The organism is Flavobacterium oncorhynchi (assembly GCF_002217355.1).
In the GTDB taxonomy this organism is placed as follows: Bacteria; Bacteroidota; Bacteroidia; order Flavobacteriales; family Flavobacteriaceae; genus Flavobacterium; species Flavobacterium oncorhynchi.
The window spans coordinates 1-24,467 of sequence record NZ_MUHA01000012.1 but is presented as its reverse complement, the minus strand read 5'-3'; the positions used below and the strand labels follow the sequence as shown (position 1 = coordinate 24,467).

The following is a 24,467-nucleotide window of genomic DNA, read 5'->3' as shown; positions in this document are numbered from 1 at the left end:
AATTAGAAATTAAGGTTTAAACCAAAAACCAATTGTCTGCTTCTCGGGTATGCTGAATAATCAACTCCCGGTGTTAGTGGTGTTTTTCTTTTTGTTGACACCTCAGGATCTGGACCAGAATAATTTGTAATTATAAAAACATTTGTTGCTGTAAAATAAAATCTTAATTTACTCACTCCAAGTTTAGATGTGAACGATTCTGGAGTGCTGTATCCTAAAGTCAGCGTATTCAATCTAAAGAAAGAACCATCTTCTACCGCCCAATCCGTAAACATAAATTTCTGCATATAAGGAGACCACATTGTTGTATTAGCATTAAGCGCTTCTAATTGTGCAGGATCTGTAACCAATTGTCCTGAAGCTGGATCTAAGTTTGTCCATCTAGCACCATCAGCCATTTCAGTGCTTAAGTTTTTATATTGCCCGTTTCTGTTTGATGTAGAAAACTCAGCTTTATTAGCGTTATAAATATCATTTCCAATTGTCCAGTTAAAAGCAGCGGAAAGATCAAAACCATAAGCATTTGCGTTAATTACCAAACCTCCTGTACTTTTTGGATTAGAATTACCAATAATAGTTTGATCTGATGCTGTAACTTTATTATCAGCAGAACCATCAGTATTTTTCAACTTCATCATTCCCGGTTGTAAAGCCCCTAGAACACTAGTAGCATCAGCAACACCTGATTTTAAAGTGTATTTTCCTCCAACATAATCAAAATCTGAAACTTCATAGCGTCCAGCACTTTGATAACCATACATTAATCCCATTGGCGAACCTACATTTACAGCATAATCATTACCTATATCTGTAGATGCCCAGCCGGTATTTACTCCAAAATTGTCCATTACGCCAAGAGAGTTAATTCTATTTTTGTTAACCCCAACGTTTACAGAAAAGTTTAAGCCATAATTTTTCTTTTCAATTGCTATGAAGTTTACTGTAGCTTCAAAACCTGTATTTTGTGTTTCCCCCATATTTCTGTACTGCGTTTTATACCCTGTACCTCCTACTGGAAACTCGATTAATAGATCTTTAGTTACGTTTTTGTACACATCGAAAGTACCGTTTAGACGATTTTTGAAAAATCCGAAATCTAGACCGATATTTTGCGTAACAGTAGTTTCCCATTTCAAGTCTGGATTTGCCAAAACACTTGATGGCGCCCAATAGCTATCAAAACCATTTATATAAGAGTTTGTGTTAGATTGATAACTTTGAACTGTTTGCCCTACAGGAATATTGTTATTTCCTGCTTCACCATAACTCAGTCTTAATTTAAGAAGACTTAACCAAGAAGCATTTTTCAAGAAATCTTCTTCAGAAATTTTCCAAGCTGCTGCTGCTGCTGGAAAATACCCCCAACGGTTGCTGTTTAAAAATCGGCTAGAACCATCTGCACGGAAAGAAGCGGTCAATAAATAACGATCTTTATAATCATAATTTAAACGTCCAAAAAACGAAAGTAATTTATCATCAGGGCTATAAAAATTATCAACTGAAAAAGGCGTTCCTTGAGTTGTTAATTTTTTTGCTTGATCTAAATTAAAGAATTTAGGATAGTTTAGAATTGTTGTAGTTACTGTATTTGAAGTAGTAGTAATCATTTCTTCTCCTAAAAGCGCTGTCAAATGGTGGTTTGCTCCTAAGATGTTTTTAAAGTCATAATTTAATGTATTCGCATTTCTAAAACGAACATCTTTACGATCGCTCATCACCATTCCTGGTTTTCCTGCCCCAACTTTAGCAGTACTTGAAAAATAAGTAGAAGAACCGTAAAAACGATAATCTGTATTATTAAAATTGTCTAATCCTAAATCACTTTGAAATTTTAGATTTTGAGCAAGCTTCCAACCAAAGCTTCCTAATAAATTATAGTTTTTTCTAAATTGTTGACGGTTATTATCTGAGATCGCTAAAAATGGATTCACTAAATAACTGTTAACACTTTGATCATCATTATCTGTAGTTAGTCCCGGCATTGGAATTGGTGAATATCCAACACTATGACGCAAACGGCTGTCAAGAGATGAAACTTCGTTTTGCTCATTAGCTCCTCCTCCATTTATTTTTGTATCAGAATAACGTACTGTAAAACCAAGATCGATTTTATCACTTGCTTTATTCTTTAATGCTAGCGATAAGTTGTTTCTTTTATAATCAGAGCCAACCATAATGGCTTTCTCATCGTAATATGCATAGTTAAAATTATAACTCAATTTTTCAGTACCTCCGCGAATTCCTAAATCACGACTGTTTACTTCGCCGCGACGACCATAAATTTGCTTTTGCCAGTCTGTTCCTTTTACTCCGTTATATAAATCGCGATCCTCCCAGTTTCCAAAATACTTAGTATAAGATGTTGGATTACTTAAAATAGTTTTATCTTTTTGCTCAAGTAAAGCATATTCATACTGCCATTTTACAAAATCTTCTGTAGGCAGTACATCAATGTCATTAGCCATTGTTTTCATACCATAAAACATATTGTAGCTTACTGCCATTTTTCCGTCCTTACCAGTTTTAGTAGTTACAATAATAACACCATTTGCTCCTCTCGACCCATAAATTGCTGTAGAAGAAGCATCTTTCAATACGGTCATCGACTCAACATTTGAAGCTGCAATGTCACTCATACTGTTTACAGGAAAACCGTCAACAATTATTAAAGGCGAAGCATCTTGCGTTAAAGATCCGCCTCCACGCACTCTAATTTTAATATCTGCATCTGGCGAACCTTCAGTTGAAACAACCTGAACCCCGGCAATTCGTCCTGTTAAAGCTTCTGCAATATTAGAAACAGGTACCTTTTTCAATTCATTTCCTGAAATTGAAGCAACTGCACCTGTTAAGTCAGATTTTTTTGCAGTACCGTAACCTATCACCACAACTTCATTTAAATTATTTGCATCTTCAACTAACGATACATCAACTTTAGTCTTACCTGCCGCCGAAACTTCTTTAGTTACAAATCCTATGAAAGAAAAAGTCAAAACTGCTTTCGGATTTGTTAATTTAATTTTGTAGTGTCCATCAAAATCTGTCGAAGTTCCATTCTTTGTCCCTTTTTCAAGAACATTAACTCCCGGCAGAGAAAGTCCTGCCGCATCCTTAACAGTTCCTTCTAATGTCACAGTCTGAGCATGCGCTCGATTGCCCATCAGTAAGCACAATAAGAAAACAACAGCAAAGCAACGATTTGTTCCTTTGTTTAATAAATCATTAAAATTCATGGTTGATTGTTTAAGTTATTAATTGTTTTAAAAGTGGTTTTTTGTGGTTTTTTTTTAATTTACAATTACAGCTTTTGCAAACGTTTTTTCTTTTTCTTTCAATAAAATCAGAGGTTTTATCCATTTTATTGCTATTAAAAACCAAAGTATTTTTAACAGTTTGAAAAAATTGTAATCGATTGCACAAACATAGATATTTTTTTTATACAAAAAATTAAAATTCATAAAAATTTCATAATAAAAATTATATAAGCAAAATAAAATCGACTTTTTATACAATATGTGTAATTTAATCGATGTATAAATATTAAATATATTATTGTAATTTTAGAATTCATTGCGATTTTCCAAAAAAAACAATCGATTACATGTTTACAATTTAAGATATTTTTAAGTGTGTTTTTAACATTTAAAAAACAAAAAGCACAAAACCAAACTTTATATCGCCCTCCATTTTTTACAAAGTTTTTCTTTACAAAAAGACAGCAGTAAAATACTCGAGATAAACTTTTAAAACATTAAACACTTTTAGACCTCAACAAATAATATAAAGCCATAAAAAAAACCCTTAGAAAACATCTAAGGGTTTAAATAGTATTAAATAGGAAATAATTAGATTCTTTGAAGTTTCAAATTGTTCCTATGTGCTCTAATTAAAGTAATCGTTATAAGCATTCCCATAATAGACATTCCTACTCCTATTAAATTTGGTGAAGCATAACTATAACCGGCTGTTAAAGGCAGTCCACCTAAAAACGCTCCCAAAGCATTCCCGATATTAAAACTTCCTTGAAGCGCAGCAGAAGCAATCATCTCAGCACCTTTCGCAGTTCGTATCATAAGCATTTGAATTGGCGCTATTACCGAAAAAGAAATACATCCAGTTAAAAATGTCAAAAACAACGACACGTATTGATTTGAAGAGAAAAAGTAAACCAAAATCAAATCGATTGACATAACAAACAGTAAAGCCAATGTGGTTGGCGCGGGTGAAAATTTATCAGCCAGTTTACCACCTGCAAAATTCCCGACCACCATTCCAAGCCCCGCCAAAACTAAAATAGAGGAAACATCACCTTCAGAGAATTTAGAAACATTAATTAACAAGGGAGCAATATAACTAATCCAAGCAAACAATCCTCCAAAACCAATTGCCGTAATTCCAATAATCAGCCAAGCTTCGGTTTTCTTGAAAAACTCCAATTGTTTTTTCATATTAACAGTCTCTCCTTTTTCTAAACTCGGCATCCACAAATAAATGAATAGAAAAGTGAGCAGTCCAACAATTGCAATCAATACAAAAGTATAACGCCATAAAAAGTGATGTCCTATATAAGTTCCTATTGGAACTCCAATTAAATTAGCCAAAGTTAAACCCGAAAACATAATAGCAATTGCCTGAGCTTCTTTTCCTTTATCTGCCAAACGACTTGCTACTACAGCACCAACACCAAAAAAGGCACCGTGCGGTAAACCAGACAAAAATCGCGAAGCAAACAAAAAGTTATAGGTTGGAGCAATAATTGAAAGCGCATTAAAAACAGTTAACATTAATGCCAAAATTAAGAGCATTTTTTTGGGCGGAAAGTTTCTTCCAAGGATTACTAATAATGGTGCTCCAATAACAACACCAAGTGCATATGCCGAAATAAGATATCCAGCAACTGGAATCGACACTTTCATATTTGAAGCAATATCTGGAAGCAGACCCATCATTACAAATTCTGTAATACCAATAGTTAAGCCTCCAAATGAGAGCGCAATAAGACTTTTTTTCATTTGTTTTTATAAGAAAGGAATAGATTTTCTATACTGCAAATTTAACACTATATGTCTGAATGAAAATTGTACATTTGCGATATAAACTTGTAAATTTAAGTTATGCCAAAATTAAATCAATTCAAAACTTTGGTTATTGATGAATTTGAAGATGACAAATTTCACCTGCCTCCGCACACGCATACGTATTACGAAATCATTTATATCAAAAAAGGAAACGGAGTTCATCATTTGAACAATAACCTGCTTCCCTATAAATCAGGTGATCTATTTGTAATTTCGCCCGAAGACAAGCATTACTTTGATATAAAAAAAACAACTCGATTTGTTTATATCAAGTTTACCGATAATTATTTCAACTCAAATAAAAATCTTTTTTGCGATGATTTGCTTCTACATACGCCGGAGGATTTTATGCGGGATAAACTCCTAAAAGAAACTGTTTTAAAATTAGATGATCCTTGCAAAACGATTCTAAAAAATACAGTCGAAAACATTACGGCTTACAACTGCAAGATAGATGTTACTACTTCGCCTATTGTCTTTTATCAAATTCTTTCCATATTTGGTTTGATTAAAGAAACAATCAGAGGAATGAACTTGCAAATGAAATCGGCTCATATCGACAATGAACAAATAGCAACTTATATACATCAAAATATTTACCAGCCAAAACTTGTTCAAATTAAAGTTATAGCCGATCATTTTAATATAGCGCAAACCTATTTCAGTGCTTATTTTAAAAGAACTTTTTCTATCAGTTACAGAGATTATATACATAATCTGAGAACTACTTTAATAGAAAAAAGAATTCACAATAATCAATTACCTATTAAACAAATTGCCTACGAATTCGGTTTTACAGATGAAAGTCATTTATCGAATTATTTCAAAAAGAGAAAAAACATGAATCCCACAGATTTTAAAAAAACGTAACATTCAAAATCTTAAATATATAGGTGCTCTTAAAAAAAATCTTTAAATTTGTACTTATAAAACAATTCTAATTGACGAAAAAAATCCACATATTATATCTATTTTTAACTCTTGGTGTCTTTTTGATGTCAGCTGAGAGTTATGCTTGTGGACGCTCTTCTGAAAAAACTTCGCATGAAAAAAGCACTTCTTCAAAAAAGGAAAACCTTGACACTTGCAAGAAAGAGTGCTGTAAAAAAGATCAAAGTCCTAAAAAAGATCAACATGGCTGTAACGGAAAATGTGATCACTCTGGATGCACACCAACTGCTTTATCGTTTAGTTTGATCGCTTTGAATGAATTTGAATTTGACACTAATTTGTTTAATTTCTCTACCGAGAAATCAATCTCGTTTCACAAAACCGCTGCTATTTCAGACGGTTTTACTTCTATTTGGCTTCTGCCCAAAATAAAATAATTGTATTTGCGACAGCCATAATTGGATCTAAACCAACCTCCAACATATGGTTTTTCATACAAAAGACGCAAATAACTTAACATCGAGACTTTAAAAAAACATATTAAACTTAAAAAGGAAAATTAAAATCCTTTTTATCAAATTTAGAAAAAATGAAAAATTTCACATCTACAATAGCACTAGCAATCGCATTATTATTTTCTGTAAATTTTGCGCAAGCCAATTCGATCGCAACAGAATCAACTACAACAGAAATTGCTGATTCTAATCAATTACAATCTGTTTATGACGCTTATTTTGCAGTAAAAGACGCTTTAATAAAAAGTGATGCCAAATTAACTTCGGCGAAAGCTAAAGATTTATTGGCTGCTATTACAGAAGTTAAAATGGACAAACTAAAAAATGAAGAACATAATGTTTGGATGAAAGCAGTAAAAAAAATGACTGCTGATGCAAAAAGCATTTCTACAACCAGCGACCTTAAAAAACAACGTGAAACTTTTAAATCGTTGACTAAAAACACTTATGATTTAATCAAAGTTTCAAAATCTAATGAAGTTGTTTACAAACAACATTGCCCAATGGCTGACGCTGATTGGTTAAGCAAAGAAAAAGCGGTTAAAAACCCATATTATGGTTCTTCAATGCTAACTTGCGGAAACGTAGTAGAAACTATCAAATAAATATGACGCTCTACATCAAAAACATGGTGTGCGCTCGTTGTAATATGGTTGTGAAGTCTGAGCTTGAAAAACTTGGACTTCAAACTATTTCTGTAGAATTAGGCGAAGTCAAATTACAGGACGTCATTACTGAAAATCAAAAAGAAATTTTACTTAAGAATCTTCAATCTTTAGGTTTCGATTTAATCGATGATAAAAAAAGTAAAACAATAGAGAAGATTAAGAATCTTATTATTGATTTAGTTCATCACAAAAATGTAGAACTCAAAACTAATTTATCTGATTATTTAGCAGAGAATCTAAATCAGGATTATAATTCATTGAGCAATTTATTTTCAGAAATTGAAAACACCACGATTGAAAAATATTTTATCTGTCAAAAAATAGAAAAGGTAAAGGAGTTATTGATTTACAATGAACTTTCGCTAAGCGAAATTGCTGATATGCTAAACTACAGTAATGTAGCGCATTTGAGCAATCAGTTCAAGAAAGTAACAAGCTACACGCCTACCAATTTTAAACAATTGAAAGATAAAAAGCGCATTCATATTGAGAATTTGTAATTTTTTAAAACCGTAAAACATGCAAAGAAACATGTTGTTTTTTTAATAAGTGAACATCTCGTTTGTCATCTTGAGAAACGGAAAATCAAACAAAAAATGATACTCTTTACGTCCTTTGCAGTTAAATACTTTTTCCTAAATATTACAAATCATTCTTATAATTATACAATCCGAAATAAACCTTACTTCGGACATTTGCATTGTAATAACTAAAAAAAGATAAAACAATGACTTATCAATATATTACCTCAAGAATGTCAAGCAATGATTATCGTAAAAAGTCGGAAAACCTTAAACATTATTGAAGGAATTCAGACCGCTTCAGCAATGAGTTTAAGTTCGATTTCTGCAATCGTACAACATTTACGATTACGAAATCTTAATCTTTAAAAAATCAATATGAAACTATATACTATTATAATTACTTTTTTGATCGCCTTTAGTGCCCAAGCACAAAAAGTAGTTCGGTACGATTTACACGTTCGCGACACGATCGTAAATTTCTCAGGAAAAGAAAAACGTGCACTTACTGTAAATGGAAAAATCCCAATGCCGACTTTGACTTTTACCGAAGGTGATATTGCCGAAATTTATGTGCACAATGATTTAAAAAAGGAAAACACAGCAATGCACTGGCACGGTTTATTTTTGCCAAATAAAGAAGACGGTGTTCCTTATTTAACACAAATGCCTATAAAACCGGGAACAACTCATAAATATACTTTTCCTATAATCCAGAACGGAACTTATTGGTATCACAGCCATTCAGGTTTACAGGAACAAATAGGTCTATATGGTCTTTTTATTATCAACAAAAAGAAAGACGATCCTACTTTTAGAAAAGGCATTGATGATTTACCCACTATTCCAGTAATTTTAAGCGAGTGGACTGATTTAAAACCAGAGAATGTGCAAAGAATGCTGCACAATGCCAACGATTGGTTTGCTATAAAAAAAGGAACTACACAAAGTTATGCCGAGGCGATTCAAAAAGGGAAATTCTCGACAAAAGTCACCAACGAATGGAAACGCATGAATGCCATGGATGTGAGTGATGTTTATTATGAAAAGTTTTTGATTAACGGAAAAAACGAAGATCAGCTTTCGCAATTTAAAGCAGGCGATAAAGTGAGACTGCGAATTGCAAACGGAGGTGCTTCAAGTTATTTCTGGCTGACGTATGGCGGCGGAAAAATAACGGTTGTAGCCAGCGATGGTAATGATGTTGAACCTGTAGAAGTCGATCGATTGATTATTGCTGTTTCTGAAACTTATGATGTAGTTGTAACAATTCCTGAAAACAACAAATCTTTTGCTTTTTTGGCTACAGCCGAAGACAGAACTGGATCAGCTTCTTTATTTTTAGGTGCAGGAACTAAACAACCTGTTTCACATCTTCCAAAATTGAAATATTTTGAGGGTATGCAAATGATGAATGACATGATGAAAATGAACGGCGAAATGAATGATATGGGTATGAAAATGTCTCTCAACAAAATGGACATGAATGCTGTGATGTATCCTGAAATTTCTGGAGAAGAGGAATCAATGAAAAAAGTAGATCATTCGAAACATGATATGAGCGACATGAAAATGTCAAGTGATACGACTGAAACTGCCGAGATCACAACTTTAAATTACGGAATGCTAAAATCTCCAACAATAACAACGCTGCCCAAAGATGCTCCTGTAAAAGAATTACGTTTTGAGTTATCTGGAAATATGAATCGCTATGTTTGGAGTTTAGATAATAAAGTAATCTCTGAAACAGATAAAATCTTAATCAAAAAAGGCGAAAATGTACGTATTGTATTGTACAACGGATCAATGATGCGCCACCCAATGCACTTACACGGACACGATTTTAGGATTTTGAATGAACATGGCGATTATTCTCCGCTGAAAAATGTTATCGACATTATGCCAATGGAAACAGACACAATCGAATTTCAGGCAAATGCTGATGGCGATTGGTTTTTTCATTGTCACATTTTGTATCATATGATGGCAGGAATGGGACGTATTTTTACTTATGAAAATTCAGCTCCAAATCCGTTGATTCATGATCCTAAAATGGCAGACAAAATGCTAAAAATGGACGATCGTATGTTTCATTTTATGGCCGAAAATGATTTTGCTTCAAATGGAAACGATGGAGAAGCTATGCTTGGCAACACAAGATGGAGCATTGGCACAGAATGGAGATTAGGTTATAATGACAAACATGGATATGAAACCGAAACACACATTGGCCGATACATTGGAAAAATGCAATGGTTTATGCCTTTTATAGGTTTTGACTGGCGATACCGAAAAATGGGAATGGATGAACAGGAACAAAATATGTTTGGTCAAAAGAATACCAAAGACAATCGTTCGGTTCTTAGCGCTGGTATCGAATATACTTTACCAATGCTTGTAAAAGCACAAGTTGAGGTTTATACTGATGGTAATGTGAGAATACAATTTGAACGAAAAGATATTCCGCTTTCTAGACGCTTGCGAATGAATCTAATGTGGAATACAGACAAGGAATACATGGCGGGTTTAAAATATGTAGCGGGCAGAAACTTTGGAATCACAACGCACTATGACAGCGATATGGGAATTGGCTTTGGAGTAAGTTTGAATTATTAACACTAATTTTAATGCTTTTTTTCTCTCATTAACTTATTGTTGACAATTTTCAAAACTAAATCGTGTTATATTTGGCTTAACATTTTTCAATCAAAAAAAGAATATTACCTAACAATTAAATTACACAAAAAATGAAAAAATTATTTACCGTTTTAGCAATCGCATTATTTACAATTGGTGCACAAGCACAAGACACAAAACCAGCTCCGAAAAAAGAAAAAGCTAAAAAAGAATCTTGTTCTAAAAAAACAGATGATAAAAAAGACAAAAAATGCTGCTCTAAAAAATAATCGCTGCATTTATTAAAAGCAAAAGGCCTCAAATATTTGAGGCCTTTTTTTATGTTTTTTTTTCGTCGCGAATTTCACGAATTGACATTAATTTAAAGTACGCTTAAATTGTCACAAAGTAATTCGTGAAATTCGCGGCGAGAAAACTCGTAACCAACTTTGACAAAGAAATCCTTTTAATCTTTTAATCTGTGGCAAAAAAACTTCAAAAACTATTTTACCGTTGCCACATTTCCTGTTCGTGTGAGAACTCCCCAGCTTTGACTTTCGCCTTTTATGGCTCGTCGTAAGGCTTTAAATAAAATTACATACATCAATTGTCTGTACACAAATCGCTGTGGAATTAACCATATTAATTTAGTCAGTTTTTCTTTCTCAAATATAAAAGCTATTACACTAACCAGCATATCAACCAACATAAATGCTATATAGTAAATTAGTATTTTATGAAGACTGTCTGGATCATTATAATTCCAAAATAAACTTAAAATAAGAACTAAATCTGCCAAAGGTGCAAAAATTGGCAGTACAATTTGAAAAAGCAGAATATTAGGCAAAGCGACCATTCCTAATCCTTTATATCTTGGATTAAAACAAGCCTCTCTATTTTTCCAAAAAGCCTGCATAATACCATAGCTCCAGCGAAAACGCTGTTTCATAAACTCCTTCAAACTTTCGGGAGCTTCTGTTACCGCTACCGCTTCAATACAATTTATAATATGGTAGTCGTTTCTTAAAATACGAATCGTTAAATCGCAGTCTTCTGCAAGTGTATCAGTTGTAAATCCTCCCGCTTTTTCTATTGCCTCTTTTTTAAACGCGCCAATTGCTCCGGGAACAACCGTAATTCCGTTGATTAAATCAAAAGCTCTTCTATCAAAATTTTGTGCCGTTGTATATTCAATACTCTGCCATTTCGTAAGCATTGTATTTTCATTTCCCACTTTTACATTTCCTGCAATAGCGCCAATTTCTTCATTGTTTTTTAACTGAATTCTAAATCCTTTCATTAATTGCGAAACAGCATCCGTTTTTAGTTGTGTATCAGCATCAATACAAATTACATAATCATTTTGGGTCAACGCAATTCCGTAATTTAATGCCGATGCTTTTCCTCCGTTTGGTTTCGTATGTACTTTTACTTTCGGGTTATTAGCAAAAGCTTCATTGATCATTGCAAAAGTTTTGTCTTTAGAACCATCATCAACAAAAACAATATCAAAGAAAGGATAATCCTGACCCAATAAATTTTCGATTGTTTTTACGGCATTTATTTCCTCATTATAGGCAGGAACAATAATGCTTACCTTTGGAAGCTCACCTTCAAAGTCTTTATAAACTGGCGGATATTTGTGATCCTTCCATTTTTTTATAAAAGCCATTACAGCCATTAACGCAATTCTTAAGAACCCCATAAAAATGGCAACCCAAAATGTCGCTGTAATAAAATGTCCAAACCAATATCCAAAATCGAAAATAAAATTATCCAATGAGATAAACGGCCCCTTTGCTTCCGGCATAATCTCCTCTTTAGTTTTACCCAGCAAATGAGAAACTGTTGTAAACTGAATATTTCTGTCTTTAAAATATTTAATGATTCGCGGCAAAGCAGCAACAGTAGCCTCTCTGTTTCCGCCGGCGTCATGAAGCAAAATAATACCTTTATCAGGATTTGCCTCATATTGCGATATTGTTCTCTTATAAATAGAATCAGCACTTACACCTTTTTCCCAATCGTTAGGATCTATACTTTCGCCGACTGTATAATAATTTTGAGCTTTACTTAAAGCAATTGGTTTGAGTTCAGCTTCTGTGGTTGGCTCAGCATCTGCATTATAAGGCGCTCTAAAAAGAACCGTACTTCTTCCGGTAACTGCTTCGATTAATAATCGTGTTGTTTCCATTTCTTTAGCCGCCCTTTCCGGGCTTACCAAAGCAATATTGGGATGAGTAAAAGTATGATTCCCTATTTCGTGACCCTCTTTGTAAATTCTTTGCAGTAACGGAATATTATTTTCTCCTTGAATACCAATAACAAAAAAAACAGCCGGTACTTTTTCTCTCTTTAAAATATCTAGAATCTCTGGTGTATAAATAGGATCAGGTCCGTCATCAAAAGTTAAAATAACTTGTTTGTTTACATTTCCAAATTTGCTGATTACGTATTTAGTTGGTAATTCTACATATCTCTGTTCGGTAATGATTGTTTCCTCTTTATCGATTTCCAATTCAATTTTTCCTGGTGCAGGATCAGCAATAACATTTAGTATTTCTCCATCGCCAATATAGGCAGGACTTTCTATTCGCGTATTGACACGTTTCATCACTTTAAAATCAAAAGGCTTATTCTTAAGACTTTCGTTTGTTAAACTTCGATGATAATAAGTCCATAAACGTTGATCTTCGCTGCCTAAACGCCATAAAGCAGTTCCTGCCAAACCGTATTCATCACTAAACCTGATCGTGTTAAAATTGGTTGCTGCGTCTTCAAAATTTACTTCATGTTTTTTCCCATTGCTGTCTGCATACTTAAAAGAGTTATTGTAGCTGTTATTATCAAACTTTATTGTCGCATTATATTGTTTCGCAACAGCAATTGCTTGATCGTAGGTAATGGTTTGACCTTCCTGTTTTTCCTGCCAATCGTAGCCGTAACCGGCAAAACAGAGAATAATTTTGTCTGACGGAATTTCTTTGGCTGTTTTGTCTACAATTCTTTCTATCCATTTTTGACTGCTTATTTCTCCAGGAATACTGCCGGCATAATGCTCATCATAAGCCATAAGAAACATATAATCATTGTATTTTGACAATGCTTTTATATTAAAATCCTCATCGTTTGCCATAATATCCTGCGTAACTAAATAGCCCAACGGATGCAGTTTTTCATATAATGATTTTTGAAAAGCAATTATTGGCTCATCTGCATTTTCCTTAAATTCTTCAAAATCGATATTTATTCCTTGCAAATCATATTTTTTCAAGGCTTTTACGATGTCATTAATAAGTCTTTCTCTTTTGTTTGTATCATGAAGAATGCGATGAATAAGATCCCCGTCAAATTCACCTTCACCTAAAGATTCATTTATGTTATTAATTAGAGGAAGAATTTTAACCTTCCCTTTTTTCATTACTTTTAATGCTGCTGTATCAATTTCTGTTCGCAGTAAATCTGTTTTAGGATCAATAAAAAACCATTCAGGAATTACCATATTGAGTTTGTCAATATTTTTTTGAAGCGAAAATAAACTTTGCGGATCCCAGTCTACATAAAAAGCTGCCCTGACTTCTGAAGCTGTTTTTGCAACAGCAGGCTGCTTTTTTAATTTATCTATTTTGTTTTTTGCTCTTAAGAAATAATCAAAACCTTTAAATTTTTTAAGTTCTTTATCTGTCAGATTTTTGGGTGTAACAGGATTTTCTAAACTATGTCCTGCTCGACTGCTATTGGCTAAAAGCGGCAATGGCGGCTTTAATCCTCTTTTTAAAGTGATAAAAAAGATGGGAACCATTAAAATAAGAATAAACAAAATAAGCCGACTTGACCATTGAAAAGTTTTCCAGCGTTTTTGAGTAACAGTCTGAAATACTTGCTTTTTACCATCCATAAACTTTTCTTTTTAGATAAATGCTATTAAAAAATTAATCTGAAATCTTTAAAGCCTTCAACAACATCAATAAAATCCGATATCTTATTATAAATGAGACGCTTACTATGTAAAGATAATTCTTTAAATTGTAAAATTATTATTACTAAATGAAGATCGCATTAATAAACTAATTTTATATACAGCAGTAATTTCGAATAAAATTACAAAAGTAAATTCTGCAAAAAACAAACTAAAACAATAAAATTCAGCATTTTACAAAACATTACGCAAAAAAATGACCTGTTTAAAACAGGTCATATATACTATTTCTTTATTGCTATTTTATTTAAGTCGAACACTCCATTCAAAATCCATTTCCGAAACCTGAACTCCATCTTCATTTGTTCCTATAGATTTCATCCAAAACGTTTGTCCCTCACCTGTTTTTATTGTTCTTTGAATTGCATCGGCAATTAAGTGCCCGTCATTACAAACAAAAGTAATTCGGCCAGTTGCTTTTTTGGTGAAGTTCCCTTTATTATTAGCAACAAGCATTGATATTTTTTTACCGCTTTCTTGTATCTGCGAAATAACCAAAGCTCCTGTAGTTAATTCGGCAGCCATTGCTTGAACCGCAAAATACATTGAATTGAAAGGATTTTGATTTATCCAACGGTGTTTAACACTTACTATACATCTGTCTTTGTCGATTGCCTTTACACGTACACCACATATGTATGCCGATGGTAATTTGAATAATACAAATTTGTTGAGTTTGGAAACTGATACAGCCATAGAATTTATTTTTTTGTAAAAATACGAAAAAACTATGCACGCACAATAAATTGCTTTTACTTTCCTAAATCAGCAGTAAAAACAGGACTTACGAATGGTTTTCAGTCTTTTATAGGTGTTTTTAAAATCTGAAACTTGTTAAAATTTTGTTAATATTTGGTACTATGCAAAACAAGATACTGTCTTTTAGCCATATATTTGTATAAGAAATTACTATATACTTTTAATCATGGAAACAACAACACCACTCATCATGGAAACAACATCAGAAAAGAACACTGCAACGTTCACACATTTAAGTACGTTAACTCAGTACATTATTCCATTTGGAAATTACATTTTTCCAATATTAATCTGGACGAGTTACAAAGACAAATCAGAATTTGTAAATCACCACGGAAAACAGACATTGAATTTTCAATTGAGTTTATTGCTTTACACTTTAGTTTTAGCTTTAATTGCAATTCCAATTTTCTTTGCCGTTATCCTGCAGAACATCCCTATGCAAGCAGTTTTTAATGACGAAAATTTTGTCATCAGAAATTTCAACTTCGAAGGAAACATTGGATTAATAAGTATTGGTTTAACAGCAGTTTTACTTTTTGGAGTTTTAAAATTTGTTGAATTCTTTTTAGTGATTTATGCTTCAATAAAAGCTTCAAACGGAGAATTATATAAATATCCGCTCACGATTCCTTTTATAAAGTAATCAACAAATTAAAAGTTATAGTCGAAACTTTACAAGCAATCAACAAGAATAGTTTCGAATTCAATCATCAATCAATCATCATCAATCAAAAAACGAATTGTTCAATCTAAAAAAAACAAAATGAAATTATGAACATTGAAAACACAAAAGCCCAGATGCGCAAAGGTGTTCTTGAGTTTTGCATCTTATCAGTATTAAAAGAAAAAGACGCATATACATCTGAAATATTAGACACTTTAAAAAACGCAAAATTACTAGTTGTTGAAGGAACTGTATATCCACTTTTAACTAGGCTGAAAAATGACGGTTTACTAAATTATCGCTGGGAAGAATCGACCTCAGGGCCGCCACGAAAATATTATGGATTAACCGAGATAGGACAAACATTTTTAAACGAACTTAGCGGCACCTGGACAGAATTATCTGATGCTGTAAATCTAATCACCAATCAAAATCAATAAGTCATGAACAAAACAGTAAATATTAACTTAGGCGGTATGTTTTTTCACATCGATGAAGATGCATATTTAAAATTGACACGCTATTTTGACGCTATAAAAAGATCTCTTAATAACTCGTCTGGTCAAGATGAAATAATCAAAGACATCGAAATGCGCGTTTCTGAATTATTAACAGAAAAACAAAAAAGCGAAAAACATGTTGTAGGGCTAAAAGATGTTGACGAAGTGATTACGGTAATGGGACAACCTGAGGACTACATCATTGAAGACGAAGAAAAATCATCTCAATCTTTTAATAATTACGGTGCAAGAAAACACAAAAAATTATACCGTGATAAAGAAAAAGGTATGATTGGCGGTGTAGCAACTGGATTAGGACATTATTTTGGAATTGATGCTGTATGGATCAAAATCTTATTCTTAGTATTTGTTTTTGCAGGTTTCGGAACTGGAATTCTAGCATACTTCGTACTTTGGGTTGTAACTCCTGAAGCGGTTACAACTTCAGAAAAATTGGAGATGACTGGTGAGCCGGTAACCATTTCAAACATCGAAAAAAAAGTACGTGAAGAAATTGATTCATTATCTGATAAATTTAAAAATGCAGATTATGACAAAATGGGAAACCAAGTAAAGTCGGGAGCTGAGAGAATAAGTAGTTCATTTGGAGACTTTATCATGACCATCTTTAAAATCTTCGCTAAGTTTTTAGGCGTAATTTTAATCATGTCTGGAATTAGTGTTTTGATTATGTTGTTGATTGGAGTTTTTACTCTTGGAACTAATGTTTTTGTTGACTTTCCTTGGCAAAACTTCGTTGACGCAGGAAACTTTACAGATTATCCTATATGGTCGTTTGGCTTATTAATGTTCTTTGCAGTTGGGATTCCGTTTTTCTTTCTGACTTTATTAGGATTCAAACTATTGTCTCCAAGTTTAAAATCAATCGGAAACATCACAAAATACACTTTGCTGGCAATTTGGATTATTGCTGTTGCAATTGCAATCAGCATTGGAATTAAACAAGCTACTGAAATTTCATACGACAATAAAACCGCAGAGAAAAAAGCACTTAACATTAGTACAAAAGATACTTTGTTTGTAAAATTCAGATACAACGATTATTATGCAAAAGATTTGAATCACCGCAGCGAATTTGAATTTGTACAAGATTCAGCAAACAATCAGTTAATCTATTCTAATGATGTTCGTTTACATGTTTTACACACTGATGAAGCTGCTCCTTATATTCAAATAGAAAAAAGCGCAAGAGGTAACTCATTTATTGCAGCAAAACAAAGAGCAGAAAAAATTGATTATAAATTTCAAGTTAAAGGAAATTCTTTAATTTTGGACAACTATTTTCTTACAGATGTAAAGAACAAATTTAGAGGCCAAGAAGTTGACGTATACTTATACTTACCTGAAGGGCAGTTATTTAAACCAGACGCATCTGTACAAGATTATGATGATTCTGAAGATGATTTTTTTAATCTGCATTTTAGCGGAAACTACAACTACAAAGTTGAAGGATCAAAAATTAAATGTTTAAACTGCCCAGCTGATGAAAATGAATATGACGATGTAGAGGAAGTAAACCAAATTGATAATGATACGGTAAAAGAAGTTTCTATTAAAATAAATGGAAAAGAAGTTCTTAACGGAAAAAAAACCAACGGAAAGCTAACCACTGATAAAAACGGAGTTGTAATTAAAATTAACTAAGCCATGATCAAAATAATCATTCATATTACAAAATTTATTGTTGCGACTATCACCGCATTATTATTTGCCTCTTGTAATTTTAACATGAAGACAATTGAAGGAAGCGGACACGTAACCACCGAAAAAAGAATTGTTCAAGGAGATTTTCAGAACGTAAAAGTCAGCAATGCTATTGACTTGGTAATCGAACAATCTGACGCTACCGAAATTGTAGTAGAAGCCGATGATAATTTACAGAAAGAAATTATTACAAAGGTTGAGAACGGAACTTTAGTTATTCACTGCAAATTCAGTTCTTTCCGAAATATTACGATGAAAAAGGTGACTGTAAAAATGCCTGTTATAAATAAATTAGAGGCTTCCAGCGCATCATCTGTAATAGGTAAAAATATCATTCAGGGAGAAAACATCGAGCTTGAAACTTCAAGTGCTGCAAATATGAATCTTAACATTGAATCTGACAATATCATTGTAAACGCAAGCAGCGGAAGTGATGTTAAGATAGAAGGAAAAGCATTGCGAGTTCAAACAAAAGCTTCGAGCGGTTCAAGCATTGACGCAAAGAAATTACTTGCAAACGAGGTGCAGGCAAAAGCCTCAAGCGGCGGAAGCATAACTGCACACCCAATCGTGAGTTTAAAAGCAGACGCATCGAGCGGAGGTGATATTGATTATGACATTGCTCCTAAAACAATCGAAAAAAATGTAAGCTCAGGTGGAAGTGTAAGCCAGCGTTAAGCTGCCCTTAACTGTTAAATATAAAAGAAATCATTCATCAAAAGTGGATGATTTTTTTATATTTGCTAAAATCAAATCTAGAATTAATGAAAAAAAATACTGCACTGCTGCTATTGCTTTTAGTTACAACATTAACGTTTGCTCAAAAAAAAGAAAAAATAAAAGGTTCTAAAATTGTTACTACATCAATTAAAGAAGTAGGAAGTTTTGATGCCATCGAAGTAGAGGACAATATCGAAGTTTACCTTGAAAAAGGAGAAAAAAACGAAATTAAAATTGAAGCTGATGATAATATTCATGATATCATTGGAACAGATTTAAAGGAAAAAACACTGCGTTTATTCACCACAAAAGAAAGTACCATTTTTAAAAAACTTGCTGTACATGTTATATACACTAATTCACTGACTAAAGTCAGTGTTAAAAATGATGCAATTATATATGCAATTCAAGAAGTTCAATTAGATGATATTACTTTTAAGAGCATAGATTTTTCAAAATTATTGCTGAATGTAAACTCAAAAAAATTCAGTTTAATTGCGGATGACAGATCAAAAACAGAACTAAATTTAAAATCAGATGAAGCTAGTTTACAATTGAGCAAATATGCCTCAATAAAAACCTTAGTTTCTGCTATGAAATTTAAATGCGATTTGTATCAAAAAGCCAATGCTGCAATTGAAGGAATTGCCGAAAAAGCAACGATTCGTTTAGACAACAATTCTGTATTTACAGGAACAAAATTTACCTTGAAAGAAGCAAATGTTACAACTGAAGGCTCTGCCATTGCTTCTATTTTAGCAGAAACGAGTATCGCAATAGCAGCTGGAGACAAATCTGAAATCTCATTATTGGGAGATCCAAAAATAGAACTTACCCGTTTTAGTGAAGAAGCAAAACTGATTAAAAAACCGGGTGCACCAAAAGCAAAAGCAACAACATTGTAAATAGCTTTCTAAACCACTAAAATTTAGAAGAAGCCAATAAACAAAAAAGTCCCATTCAATTAAGAATGGGACTTTTTTCATATTTGCATTTTTCATATTCAAAGAACATGAAAGATAATCCTTTTAGTTTATTCCTTTGAAGCCAAATATCTTTCAGCATCAAGCGCAGCCATACAACCCGTACCAGCAGCAGTAATTGCTTGACGATATACATGGTCTGCAGCATCTCCAGCAACAAAAACACCTTCAACATTTGTTTTAGATGTTCCTGGAGTATTTACAATATATCCTGTTTCATCAAGAGTAATATAATCTGCAAAAATATCTGTGTTTGGTTTATGACCAATTGCTACGAAAAATCCAGTCGCAGGAATATCAAAAACTTCACCAGTAGTTTTATTTTTAGCTTTTATCGCATGAACAACATTTTCATCACCTAAAACTTCAACTGTATCATGGTTCATTAAAATTTCGATATTTTCAGTTTTACGAACACGTTCTTCCATAATTTTTGAAGCTCTGAATTTTTCGCTTCTTACTAACATGGTAACTTTTTTACAAAGCTTAGATAAATAATGTGCTTCTTCGCAAGCAGAATCTCCTGCTCCAACAATCACAACTTCTTGATTACGGTAGAAAAATCCGTCGCAAACAGCACAAGCAGAAACTCCTCCGCCCATTTGTAAATAATGCTGTTCTGAAGGTAATCCTAAATATTTAGCAGATGCTCCTGTAGAGATAATAACCGTTTCACAGTGTAATTCGATTGTATCATTAATCCAAACTTTATGAATATCGCCTGAAAAATCAACTTTTGTAGCCCATCCATCACGGATATCAGCACCAAAACGTTTTGATTGTTCTTGTAATTGAATCATCATTTCTGGTCCCGTAACACCATCAACATAACCTGGGAAATTTTCAACTTCATTAGTGGTAGTCAACTGACCTCCAGGCTGCATTCCTTGATATAACACTGGATTCATGTTTGCTCTGGCTGCATAAATTGCTGCAGTATAACCCGCAGGACCAGAACCTATAATAAGGCATTTAATTTTTTCGATTGTATCTGACATAATGTGAATAGTTTTTTTGTGATGCAAATGTAAACTTTATTATAAAAAATAACACTCAAAATAAATCTGAAATAACTATCTCAAAATAAGTTTTATTTATTTTTCGTTTTTCCTTTTGTAAACAAAATTTATTACTATATTTGCATCCGCTTACGGGCAGTACAACAAATACATCTTCGGGGTGTAGCGTAGCCCGGTTATCGCGCCTGCTTTGGGAGCAGGAGGCCGCAGGTTCGAATCCTGCCACCCCGACAAAAGCCGAACAGAAATGTTCGGCTTTTTTGTTTTTAATTTTTTTCTATATTTTTAGTTTATATCACTTTGGAGAGTTGGGCAGCTAACTTTATAATGGATAAGTAACTTTCTAACTGTTCTCTATTTTATGAATAGAATGCTATGAGATAGCAACACTTGTTAACATTGTCGCTCATAAATCTTCCCTTTTAGGGAAGGTTTATGAGCGATTAAGAAGTAAAAATACAATGTGAGTTGAAGTAAATAAAATTATATGGCTCCTTGCCAATTTAAAATATTTTAAGAAATGAGCTAGCTACAAAAGAGCTGTATTAATCTTTTTTTAAGGTTGACATCTTTAGATTTCGTATTTTTTTAATTTTTCTTTGAGTTCTTTATTTTCTTCTTTTAAAAATTCGATATGTTCAATGACAAAATCAGGGACATTAAAATGATGACTTTTACAGGAATTATTTGCAACAACAGTTGCAACTTCATCCTCGGCCTCGTAAATATCCTCTTTTTTTACCCCCAACACTTTGGCTAATTTGATCCATTCAATATCAGATATTTTCTTTAATCCCTTTTCTCTACGGCTATAATTGGGTTGACTCATGCCTACTAAGTCAGCGATTTCTTCTTGAGACGCCCCCTTGTTCAATCTGGCTTTTAGCAATTTATTTTTCAACATTTTACAGAGTTTTTTCTTTCATTATTACAAATATATATTATTTAAGCGTTAGTTGTTAAAATATTTTAATAAGTAACCTTAATAAATAAATTTCGAATAAATTTCGCATAAAAATGCATAAGGATTATTCTACTCACTCGTTATATTTGAATTAATTATCTTACATTATTTTTAAAAGATTCCAAGTGCACATGGCAAAAGAGATAAAAGGTATAGTAAAGATTTTTACAACTATTATTTAACTTCTAAATTTTAAAAATTATGAAAAAAATTAGTTTAAAGAATATAAAAGAAACACTAACTAGAGCTGAAATGAGAGCCATTAATGGTGGATCTTCAGGTGACGAAGGTCCTATTTGTAAAAGCTCTAGGTGCGAACTATATGTTCGAGACTTAGGAAAAAAACTAGATGGAACTTGTAAAACGTTTGAGGTACCAATTGGTCCAGGAAGTGTACAATGGACATGTAAATGTGAAGCTGGCGGTTATCATAGCGATGATTATGGAACAGCTTGTATCTGGACACCATTTTAGAAAGAATGAAATAGATATTGATAATCTACTAGTTTTTACTTCAAATTTGTAGAATAATTAATATCTATTTCATATTTAAAAAGTGATTTTTAAAATTCAAAAACTCCTGAGTCTTGACCTATTTTATTTGTTCCCAAGTTAAAATAGAAAACAGATTAACTAAATATATGTGAAATTATCTTAAATATAAAACCGTCCTTGAGGAGAATGGAAACAAAAGCCAAATCCAAATTGATCTTATTTAGGCTTTATTACTTATATGCGATGAATTAATTAAAACAAAAACATAAATGTATAGATATCTTATTTTGTGTCTACTTCTTACAAGTTGTAAAGATGTTAAGAACAAATTCAACAAACCTTTTTATAGCAATATTACTATTGATTTTTCAAACACTAATATCCCTGATGATTCTGTTATCTATCTTGAAAAATATGACTTAAAAGGTCAATCAATTAAAATTGATTCTTTCAGAAAATCAGGAAACACATTTCAGATCATTCGAAAATTTAGTGAGCCTTTTCAAGCTATATTGACAAAAAAATCTAATAAAGCATATTCTGATATCTTAAGTCCTATGTTTATAGTAACTAATGATGCTATTTCAATTAAATTAGACGCCCCAAAGATAGTAGTTAGTGGTGGTGAAAATGAGTTTTACGAGAAAAATCGTTCCTATCATGATATACCACATAACCTAAATAGGCATTTAATAGAAGAGCTACTTAATAAAAACGGAACCATTGCTAAAAGCGATTCTCAATATGAGTTATGGTCCAGCTATGAAAATCACATTTATAAATGGGTTTCAGAAAATTCTAAAAAATATTACACTATCATTAAACTGTATGATAGTAGATTTTTTTTATCTGATGTAATGTTAAAAAAATGCTTAAGTGAGCTAAAAAACAATTTCGAAAAAACTAAGACTTACAACTTATTAATAAATTATTTACTAAAGAAGGAAAGTATTAGAAAAGGTAGGGTATTTCCTAACTTCCCTGTTCTTGACATAAACGGGAATGCTGTTACTTACCTAAATATTTTTGAACCTAATAAAGAAATATACATAATTGATTTTTGGGCTAGTTGGTGTGGTGGCTGTAGAATACAAGCTAGAAAATTAAAGCTTAATTATTCTTTGTTGGACACGACAAAAATTCAACTAATTTCTATAAGTATAGATAGAAATGCAGAGGATTGGAAGAAAGCCTATGAAAAAGAAAACTACCCATGGAAAAGTTATATGTTAAATAAAAACTTAGATAAGGGAAGTTTAGAATCTACAATAAACTATATACCAGCCTATTTTGTCTTAGATCGTAATAAAAAAATTACTGGCAGATACTTTTCAATAGATTCAATAAGCAGCTTAAAAACTTCAAAATAGAACTATAGTTATCAATTAAATGCAAGGTTTAATTTTTCAAAAACAATATATATATGAATGCTTTTTTTAATTTTCTTTTTCAATATTTAAAAAAAGAAGAGATACCATTGGATGAACCTGAGTTCTTATTTCAAGTACAATCACATCCAAGTTATCCTTCCTTATTGGCTATAAGCGATACTTTATCTTTTTTTAATATTGATAATGCGGCTGTACGAGTTGAGTTTTCGGAGATAGATAATTTACCAGATCGGTTTGTCACGCTTTTAAGTGAAAATTTAAGTGCATCTCAATTCCACTTTTTAGAGAAAAATAGTCACGGTTATTTTAGTTTTAAAAATAAAAAAAAAACTAAAGTTTCCAAATTATCATTAGAATCGAGATGGAACAACATGGTGTTTCTAGCTGAGAGTAGTGACGAAGGAAAAGGAAAAATAAAAAGAAAAGAAAAACAGCAATTTTACATGCTTCTTTCTTTAGTATCTTTAATATTTTTTAGTTTAATTATTTCATCCTACCATACTGATTATAAAACTTTTTTGTTTTTCTTTTTTCCAGTAATTGGGCTTTTATTTTCTGTTGCAGCTCTTAAGGATCTATTTGGAGCAAAAAGCAAGCTCATCAACAACTTTTGTAATATAACTGTATCTACTAGTTGTACCACTGTAGTGAGTTCTGATAAATGGAAAATCTTTAAAACTCTTAATTTTAGCGATTTAACTATTTACTTTTTTACAACTCAATTTCTGGGGTTGTTTATTCTAATTCTTTTAGGAGATTCAGTTGTGTTTTTTTCTATTCAAAAATGCGCACTGATACTTTCAATACCAGTCATTTTGGCTTCGTTGTATTATCAGAAATTTGTTGAAAAAAAATGGTGCCCAATTTGTTTGGTAATTATTGGCATCATAATAATTGAAATGATATATCTATTTTCATTTCAAAGCAATGATTTTAAATTAGTTTATAAACCTCTAATTGCAAATTCCGGTTATAT

The 24,467-nt window shown here is 32.3% G+C and carries 20 protein-coding genes and 1 tRNA gene; 15 read left to right on the top strand and 6 right to left on the bottom strand.

Going from position 1 to position 24,467, the window contains the following annotated elements; translation table 11 throughout:
* Positions 1-2 precede the first annotated feature (2 nt).
* Complete coding sequence (locus tag B0A75_RS09850; RefSeq protein WP_089054112.1) at positions 3-3,233, bottom strand: SusC/RagA family TonB-linked outer membrane protein; 3,231 nt, start codon at positions 3,231-3,233, stop codon at positions 3-5.
* A gap of 612 nt (positions 3,234-3,845) precedes the next feature.
* Complete coding sequence (locus B0A75_RS09845) at positions 3,846-5,012, bottom strand: MFS transporter (protein WP_089054111.1); 1,167 nt, start codon at positions 5,010-5,012, stop codon at positions 3,846-3,848.
* A gap of 102 nt (positions 5,013-5,114) precedes the next feature.
* Between B0A75_RS09845 and B0A75_RS09840 the strand changes: the two genes are divergently transcribed.
* The 6 genes from B0A75_RS09840 (at position 5,115) to B0A75_RS20510 (ending at position 10,579) form a co-directional block, all read left to right on the top strand.
* A complete protein-coding gene (locus B0A75_RS09840; protein WP_089054110.1) occupies positions 5,115-5,948 on the top strand; it encodes an AraC family transcriptional regulator in 834 nt (277 codons plus the stop codon).
* Positions 5,949-6,019: 71 nt separating this feature from the next.
* The gene (locus B0A75_RS09835) at positions 6,020-6,406 is read left to right on the top strand and encodes a hypothetical protein (RefSeq protein WP_244284376.1); all 387 of its coding nucleotides are present in this window, start codon (positions 6,020-6,022) and stop codon (positions 6,404-6,406) included.
* A 152-nt stretch (positions 6,407-6,558) separates the two neighbouring features.
* Positions 6,559-7,089: a DUF3347 domain-containing protein gene (locus tag B0A75_RS09830; RefSeq protein WP_089054108.1), complete on the top strand. Its 531-nt coding sequence runs from the start codon at positions 6,559-6,561 to the stop codon at positions 7,087-7,089.
* Between the two features lie 2 nt (positions 7,090-7,091).
* On the top strand, positions 7,092-7,652 hold the full coding sequence (locus B0A75_RS09825; protein WP_089054107.1) for a helix-turn-helix domain-containing protein: 561 nt from the start codon (positions 7,092-7,094) through the stop codon (positions 7,650-7,652).
* Between the two features lie 399 nt (positions 7,653-8,051).
* Positions 8,052-10,289, top strand: a complete 2,238-nt coding sequence (locus B0A75_RS09820) for a multicopper oxidase family protein (RefSeq protein WP_089054106.1) — start codon at positions 8,052-8,054, stop codon at positions 10,287-10,289.
* Between the two features lie 131 nt (positions 10,290-10,420).
* Positions 10,421-10,579: a hypothetical protein gene (locus tag B0A75_RS20510; protein ID WP_165765113.1), complete on the top strand. Its 159-nt coding sequence runs from the start codon at positions 10,421-10,423 to the stop codon at positions 10,577-10,579.
* 212 nt (positions 10,580-10,791) lie between these two features.
* Here B0A75_RS20510 and B0A75_RS09815 read toward each other — a convergent pair whose 3' ends face one another.
* Both B0A75_RS09815 and B0A75_RS09810 read right to left on the bottom strand, forming a co-directional pair.
* Positions 10,792-14,187 carry a polysaccharide deacetylase family protein gene (locus tag B0A75_RS09815; protein ID WP_089054105.1) on the bottom strand — a complete coding sequence of 1,132 codons (3,396 nt, stop codon included), beginning with the start codon at positions 14,185-14,187 and terminating at the stop codon, positions 10,792-10,794.
* A gap of 324 nt (positions 14,188-14,511) precedes the next feature.
* Positions 14,512-14,964 (bottom strand): DUF4442 domain-containing protein, encoded by a 453-nt coding sequence (locus B0A75_RS09810; RefSeq protein ID WP_089054104.1) that lies wholly within the window; start codon positions 14,962-14,964, stop codon positions 14,512-14,514.
* A 229-nt stretch (positions 14,965-15,193) separates the two neighbouring features.
* Between B0A75_RS09810 and B0A75_RS09805 the strand changes: the two genes are divergently transcribed.
* The 5 genes from B0A75_RS09805 to B0A75_RS09785 all read left to right on the top strand — a co-directional run bounded on the left by B0A75_RS09805 (position 15,194) and on the right by B0A75_RS09785 (position 19,544).
* Positions 15,194-15,673, top strand: coding sequence for a DUF4870 domain-containing protein (locus tag B0A75_RS09805; protein ID WP_089054103.1), 480 nt, complete (start codon positions 15,194-15,196; stop codon positions 15,671-15,673).
* Between the two features lie 128 nt (positions 15,674-15,801).
* Positions 15,802-16,134, top strand: a complete 333-nt coding sequence (locus B0A75_RS09800; RefSeq protein WP_008464689.1) for a PadR family transcriptional regulator — start codon at positions 15,802-15,804, stop codon at positions 16,132-16,134.
* A 3-nt stretch (positions 16,135-16,137) separates the two neighbouring features.
* Positions 16,138-17,859 (top strand): PspC domain-containing protein, encoded by a 1,722-nt coding sequence (locus tag B0A75_RS09795; RefSeq protein WP_089054102.1) that lies wholly within the window; start codon positions 16,138-16,140, stop codon positions 17,857-17,859.
* Positions 17,860-17,862: 3 nt separating this feature from the next.
* Entirely contained in the window at positions 17,863-18,597 is a 735-nt protein-coding gene (locus B0A75_RS09790; RefSeq protein ID WP_089054101.1) for a head GIN domain-containing protein, read from the top strand.
* Positions 18,598-18,683: 86 nt separating this feature from the next.
* Positions 18,684-19,544: a GIN domain-containing protein gene (locus B0A75_RS09785; RefSeq protein WP_165765111.1), complete on the top strand. Its 861-nt coding sequence runs from the start codon at positions 18,684-18,686 to the stop codon at positions 19,542-19,544.
* 128 nt (positions 19,545-19,672) lie between these two features.
* On the opposite strand, the gene trxB is transcribed toward B0A75_RS09785, so the two are convergent.
* Positions 19,673-20,620, bottom strand: a complete 948-nt coding sequence (trxB, locus tag B0A75_RS09780) for a thioredoxin-disulfide reductase (protein ID WP_089054099.1) — start codon at positions 20,618-20,620, stop codon at positions 19,673-19,675.
* 177 nt (positions 20,621-20,797) lie between these two features.
* Between trxB and B0A75_RS09775 the strand changes: the two genes are divergently transcribed.
* Positions 20,798-20,872: transfer RNA gene (locus B0A75_RS09775), tRNA-Pro, on the top strand.
* Positions 20,873-21,212: 340 nt separating this feature from the next.
* Here the strand turns inward: B0A75_RS09775 and B0A75_RS09770 are convergent.
* Positions 21,213-21,545, bottom strand: coding sequence for a helix-turn-helix transcriptional regulator (locus tag B0A75_RS09770; RefSeq protein WP_089054098.1), 333 nt, complete (start codon positions 21,543-21,545; stop codon positions 21,213-21,215).
* A gap of 261 nt (positions 21,546-21,806) precedes the next feature.
* Between B0A75_RS09770 and B0A75_RS09765 the strand changes: the two genes are divergently transcribed.
* From B0A75_RS09765 to B0A75_RS09755, 3 genes are all read left to right on the top strand, one after another.
* Positions 21,807-22,079 carry a hypothetical protein gene (locus tag B0A75_RS09765; RefSeq protein WP_089054097.1) on the top strand — a complete coding sequence of 91 codons (273 nt, stop codon included), beginning with the start codon at positions 21,807-21,809 and terminating at the stop codon, positions 22,077-22,079.
* A 290-nt stretch (positions 22,080-22,369) separates the two neighbouring features.
* Positions 22,370-23,470: a TlpA family protein disulfide reductase gene (locus B0A75_RS09760; RefSeq protein ID WP_089054096.1), complete on the top strand. Its 1,101-nt coding sequence runs from the start codon at positions 22,370-22,372 to the stop codon at positions 23,468-23,470.
* A 53-nt stretch (positions 23,471-23,523) separates the two neighbouring features.
* Positions 23,524-24,467, top strand: a 944-nt coding sequence (locus B0A75_RS09755) for a vitamin K epoxide reductase family protein (RefSeq protein ID WP_133063519.1), incomplete at its 3' end; no start/stop codon positions are given.

Excerpts from the sequence above, each read along its gene's own strand:
- B0A75_RS09760 (WP_089054096.1), top strand. The coding sequence starts at position 22,370 with ATGTATAGATATCTTATTTTGTGTCTACTTCTTACAAGTTGTAAAGAT.
- trxB (WP_089054099.1), bottom strand. The coding sequence starts at position 20,620 with ATGTCAGATACAATCGAAAAAATTAAATGCCTTATTATAGGTTCTGGT.
- B0A75_RS09830 (WP_089054108.1), top strand. The coding sequence starts at position 6,559 with ATGAAAAATTTCACATCTACAATAGCACTAGCAATCGCATTATTATTT.
- B0A75_RS09795 (WP_089054102.1), top strand. The coding sequence starts at position 16,138 with ATGAACAAAACAGTAAATATTAACTTAGGCGGTATGTTTTTTCACATC.
- B0A75_RS09805 (WP_089054103.1), top strand. The coding sequence starts at position 15,194 with ATGGAAACAACAACACCACTCATCATGGAAACAACATCAGAAAAGAAC.
- B0A75_RS09785 (WP_165765111.1), top strand. The coding sequence starts at position 18,684 with ATGAAAAAAAATACTGCACTGCTGCTATTGCTTTTAGTTACAACATTA.
- B0A75_RS09815 (WP_089054105.1), bottom strand. The coding sequence starts at position 14,187 with ATGGATGGTAAAAAGCAAGTATTTCAGACTGTTACTCAAAAACGCTGG.
- B0A75_RS09825 (WP_089054107.1), top strand. The coding sequence starts at position 7,092 with ATGACGCTCTACATCAAAAACATGGTGTGCGCTCGTTGTAATATGGTT.
- B0A75_RS09845 (WP_089054111.1), bottom strand. The coding sequence starts at position 5,012 with ATGAAAAAAAGTCTTATTGCGCTCTCATTTGGAGGCTTAACTATTGGT.
- B0A75_RS09840 (WP_089054110.1), top strand. The coding sequence starts at position 5,115 with ATGCCAAAATTAAATCAATTCAAAACTTTGGTTATTGATGAATTTGAA.
- B0A75_RS20510 (WP_165765113.1), top strand. The coding sequence starts at position 10,421 with ATGAAAAAATTATTTACCGTTTTAGCAATCGCATTATTTACAATTGGT.
- B0A75_RS09810 (WP_089054104.1), bottom strand. The coding sequence starts at position 14,964 with ATGGCTGTATCAGTTTCCAAACTCAACAAATTTGTATTATTCAAATTA.
- B0A75_RS09850 (WP_089054112.1), bottom strand. The coding sequence starts at position 3,233 with ATGAATTTTAATGATTTATTAAACAAAGGAACAAATCGTTGCTTTGCT.
- B0A75_RS09790 (WP_089054101.1), top strand. The coding sequence starts at position 17,863 with ATGATCAAAATAATCATTCATATTACAAAATTTATTGTTGCGACTATC.
- B0A75_RS09770 (WP_089054098.1), bottom strand. The coding sequence starts at position 21,545 with ATGTTGAAAAATAAATTGCTAAAAGCCAGATTGAACAAGGGGGCGTCT.
- B0A75_RS09820 (WP_089054106.1), top strand. The coding sequence starts at position 8,052 with ATGAAACTATATACTATTATAATTACTTTTTTGATCGCCTTTAGTGCC.
- B0A75_RS09800 (WP_008464689.1), top strand. The coding sequence starts at position 15,802 with ATGAACATTGAAAACACAAAAGCCCAGATGCGCAAAGGTGTTCTTGAG.
- B0A75_RS09765 (WP_089054097.1), top strand. The coding sequence starts at position 21,807 with ATGAAAAAAATTAGTTTAAAGAATATAAAAGAAACACTAACTAGAGCT.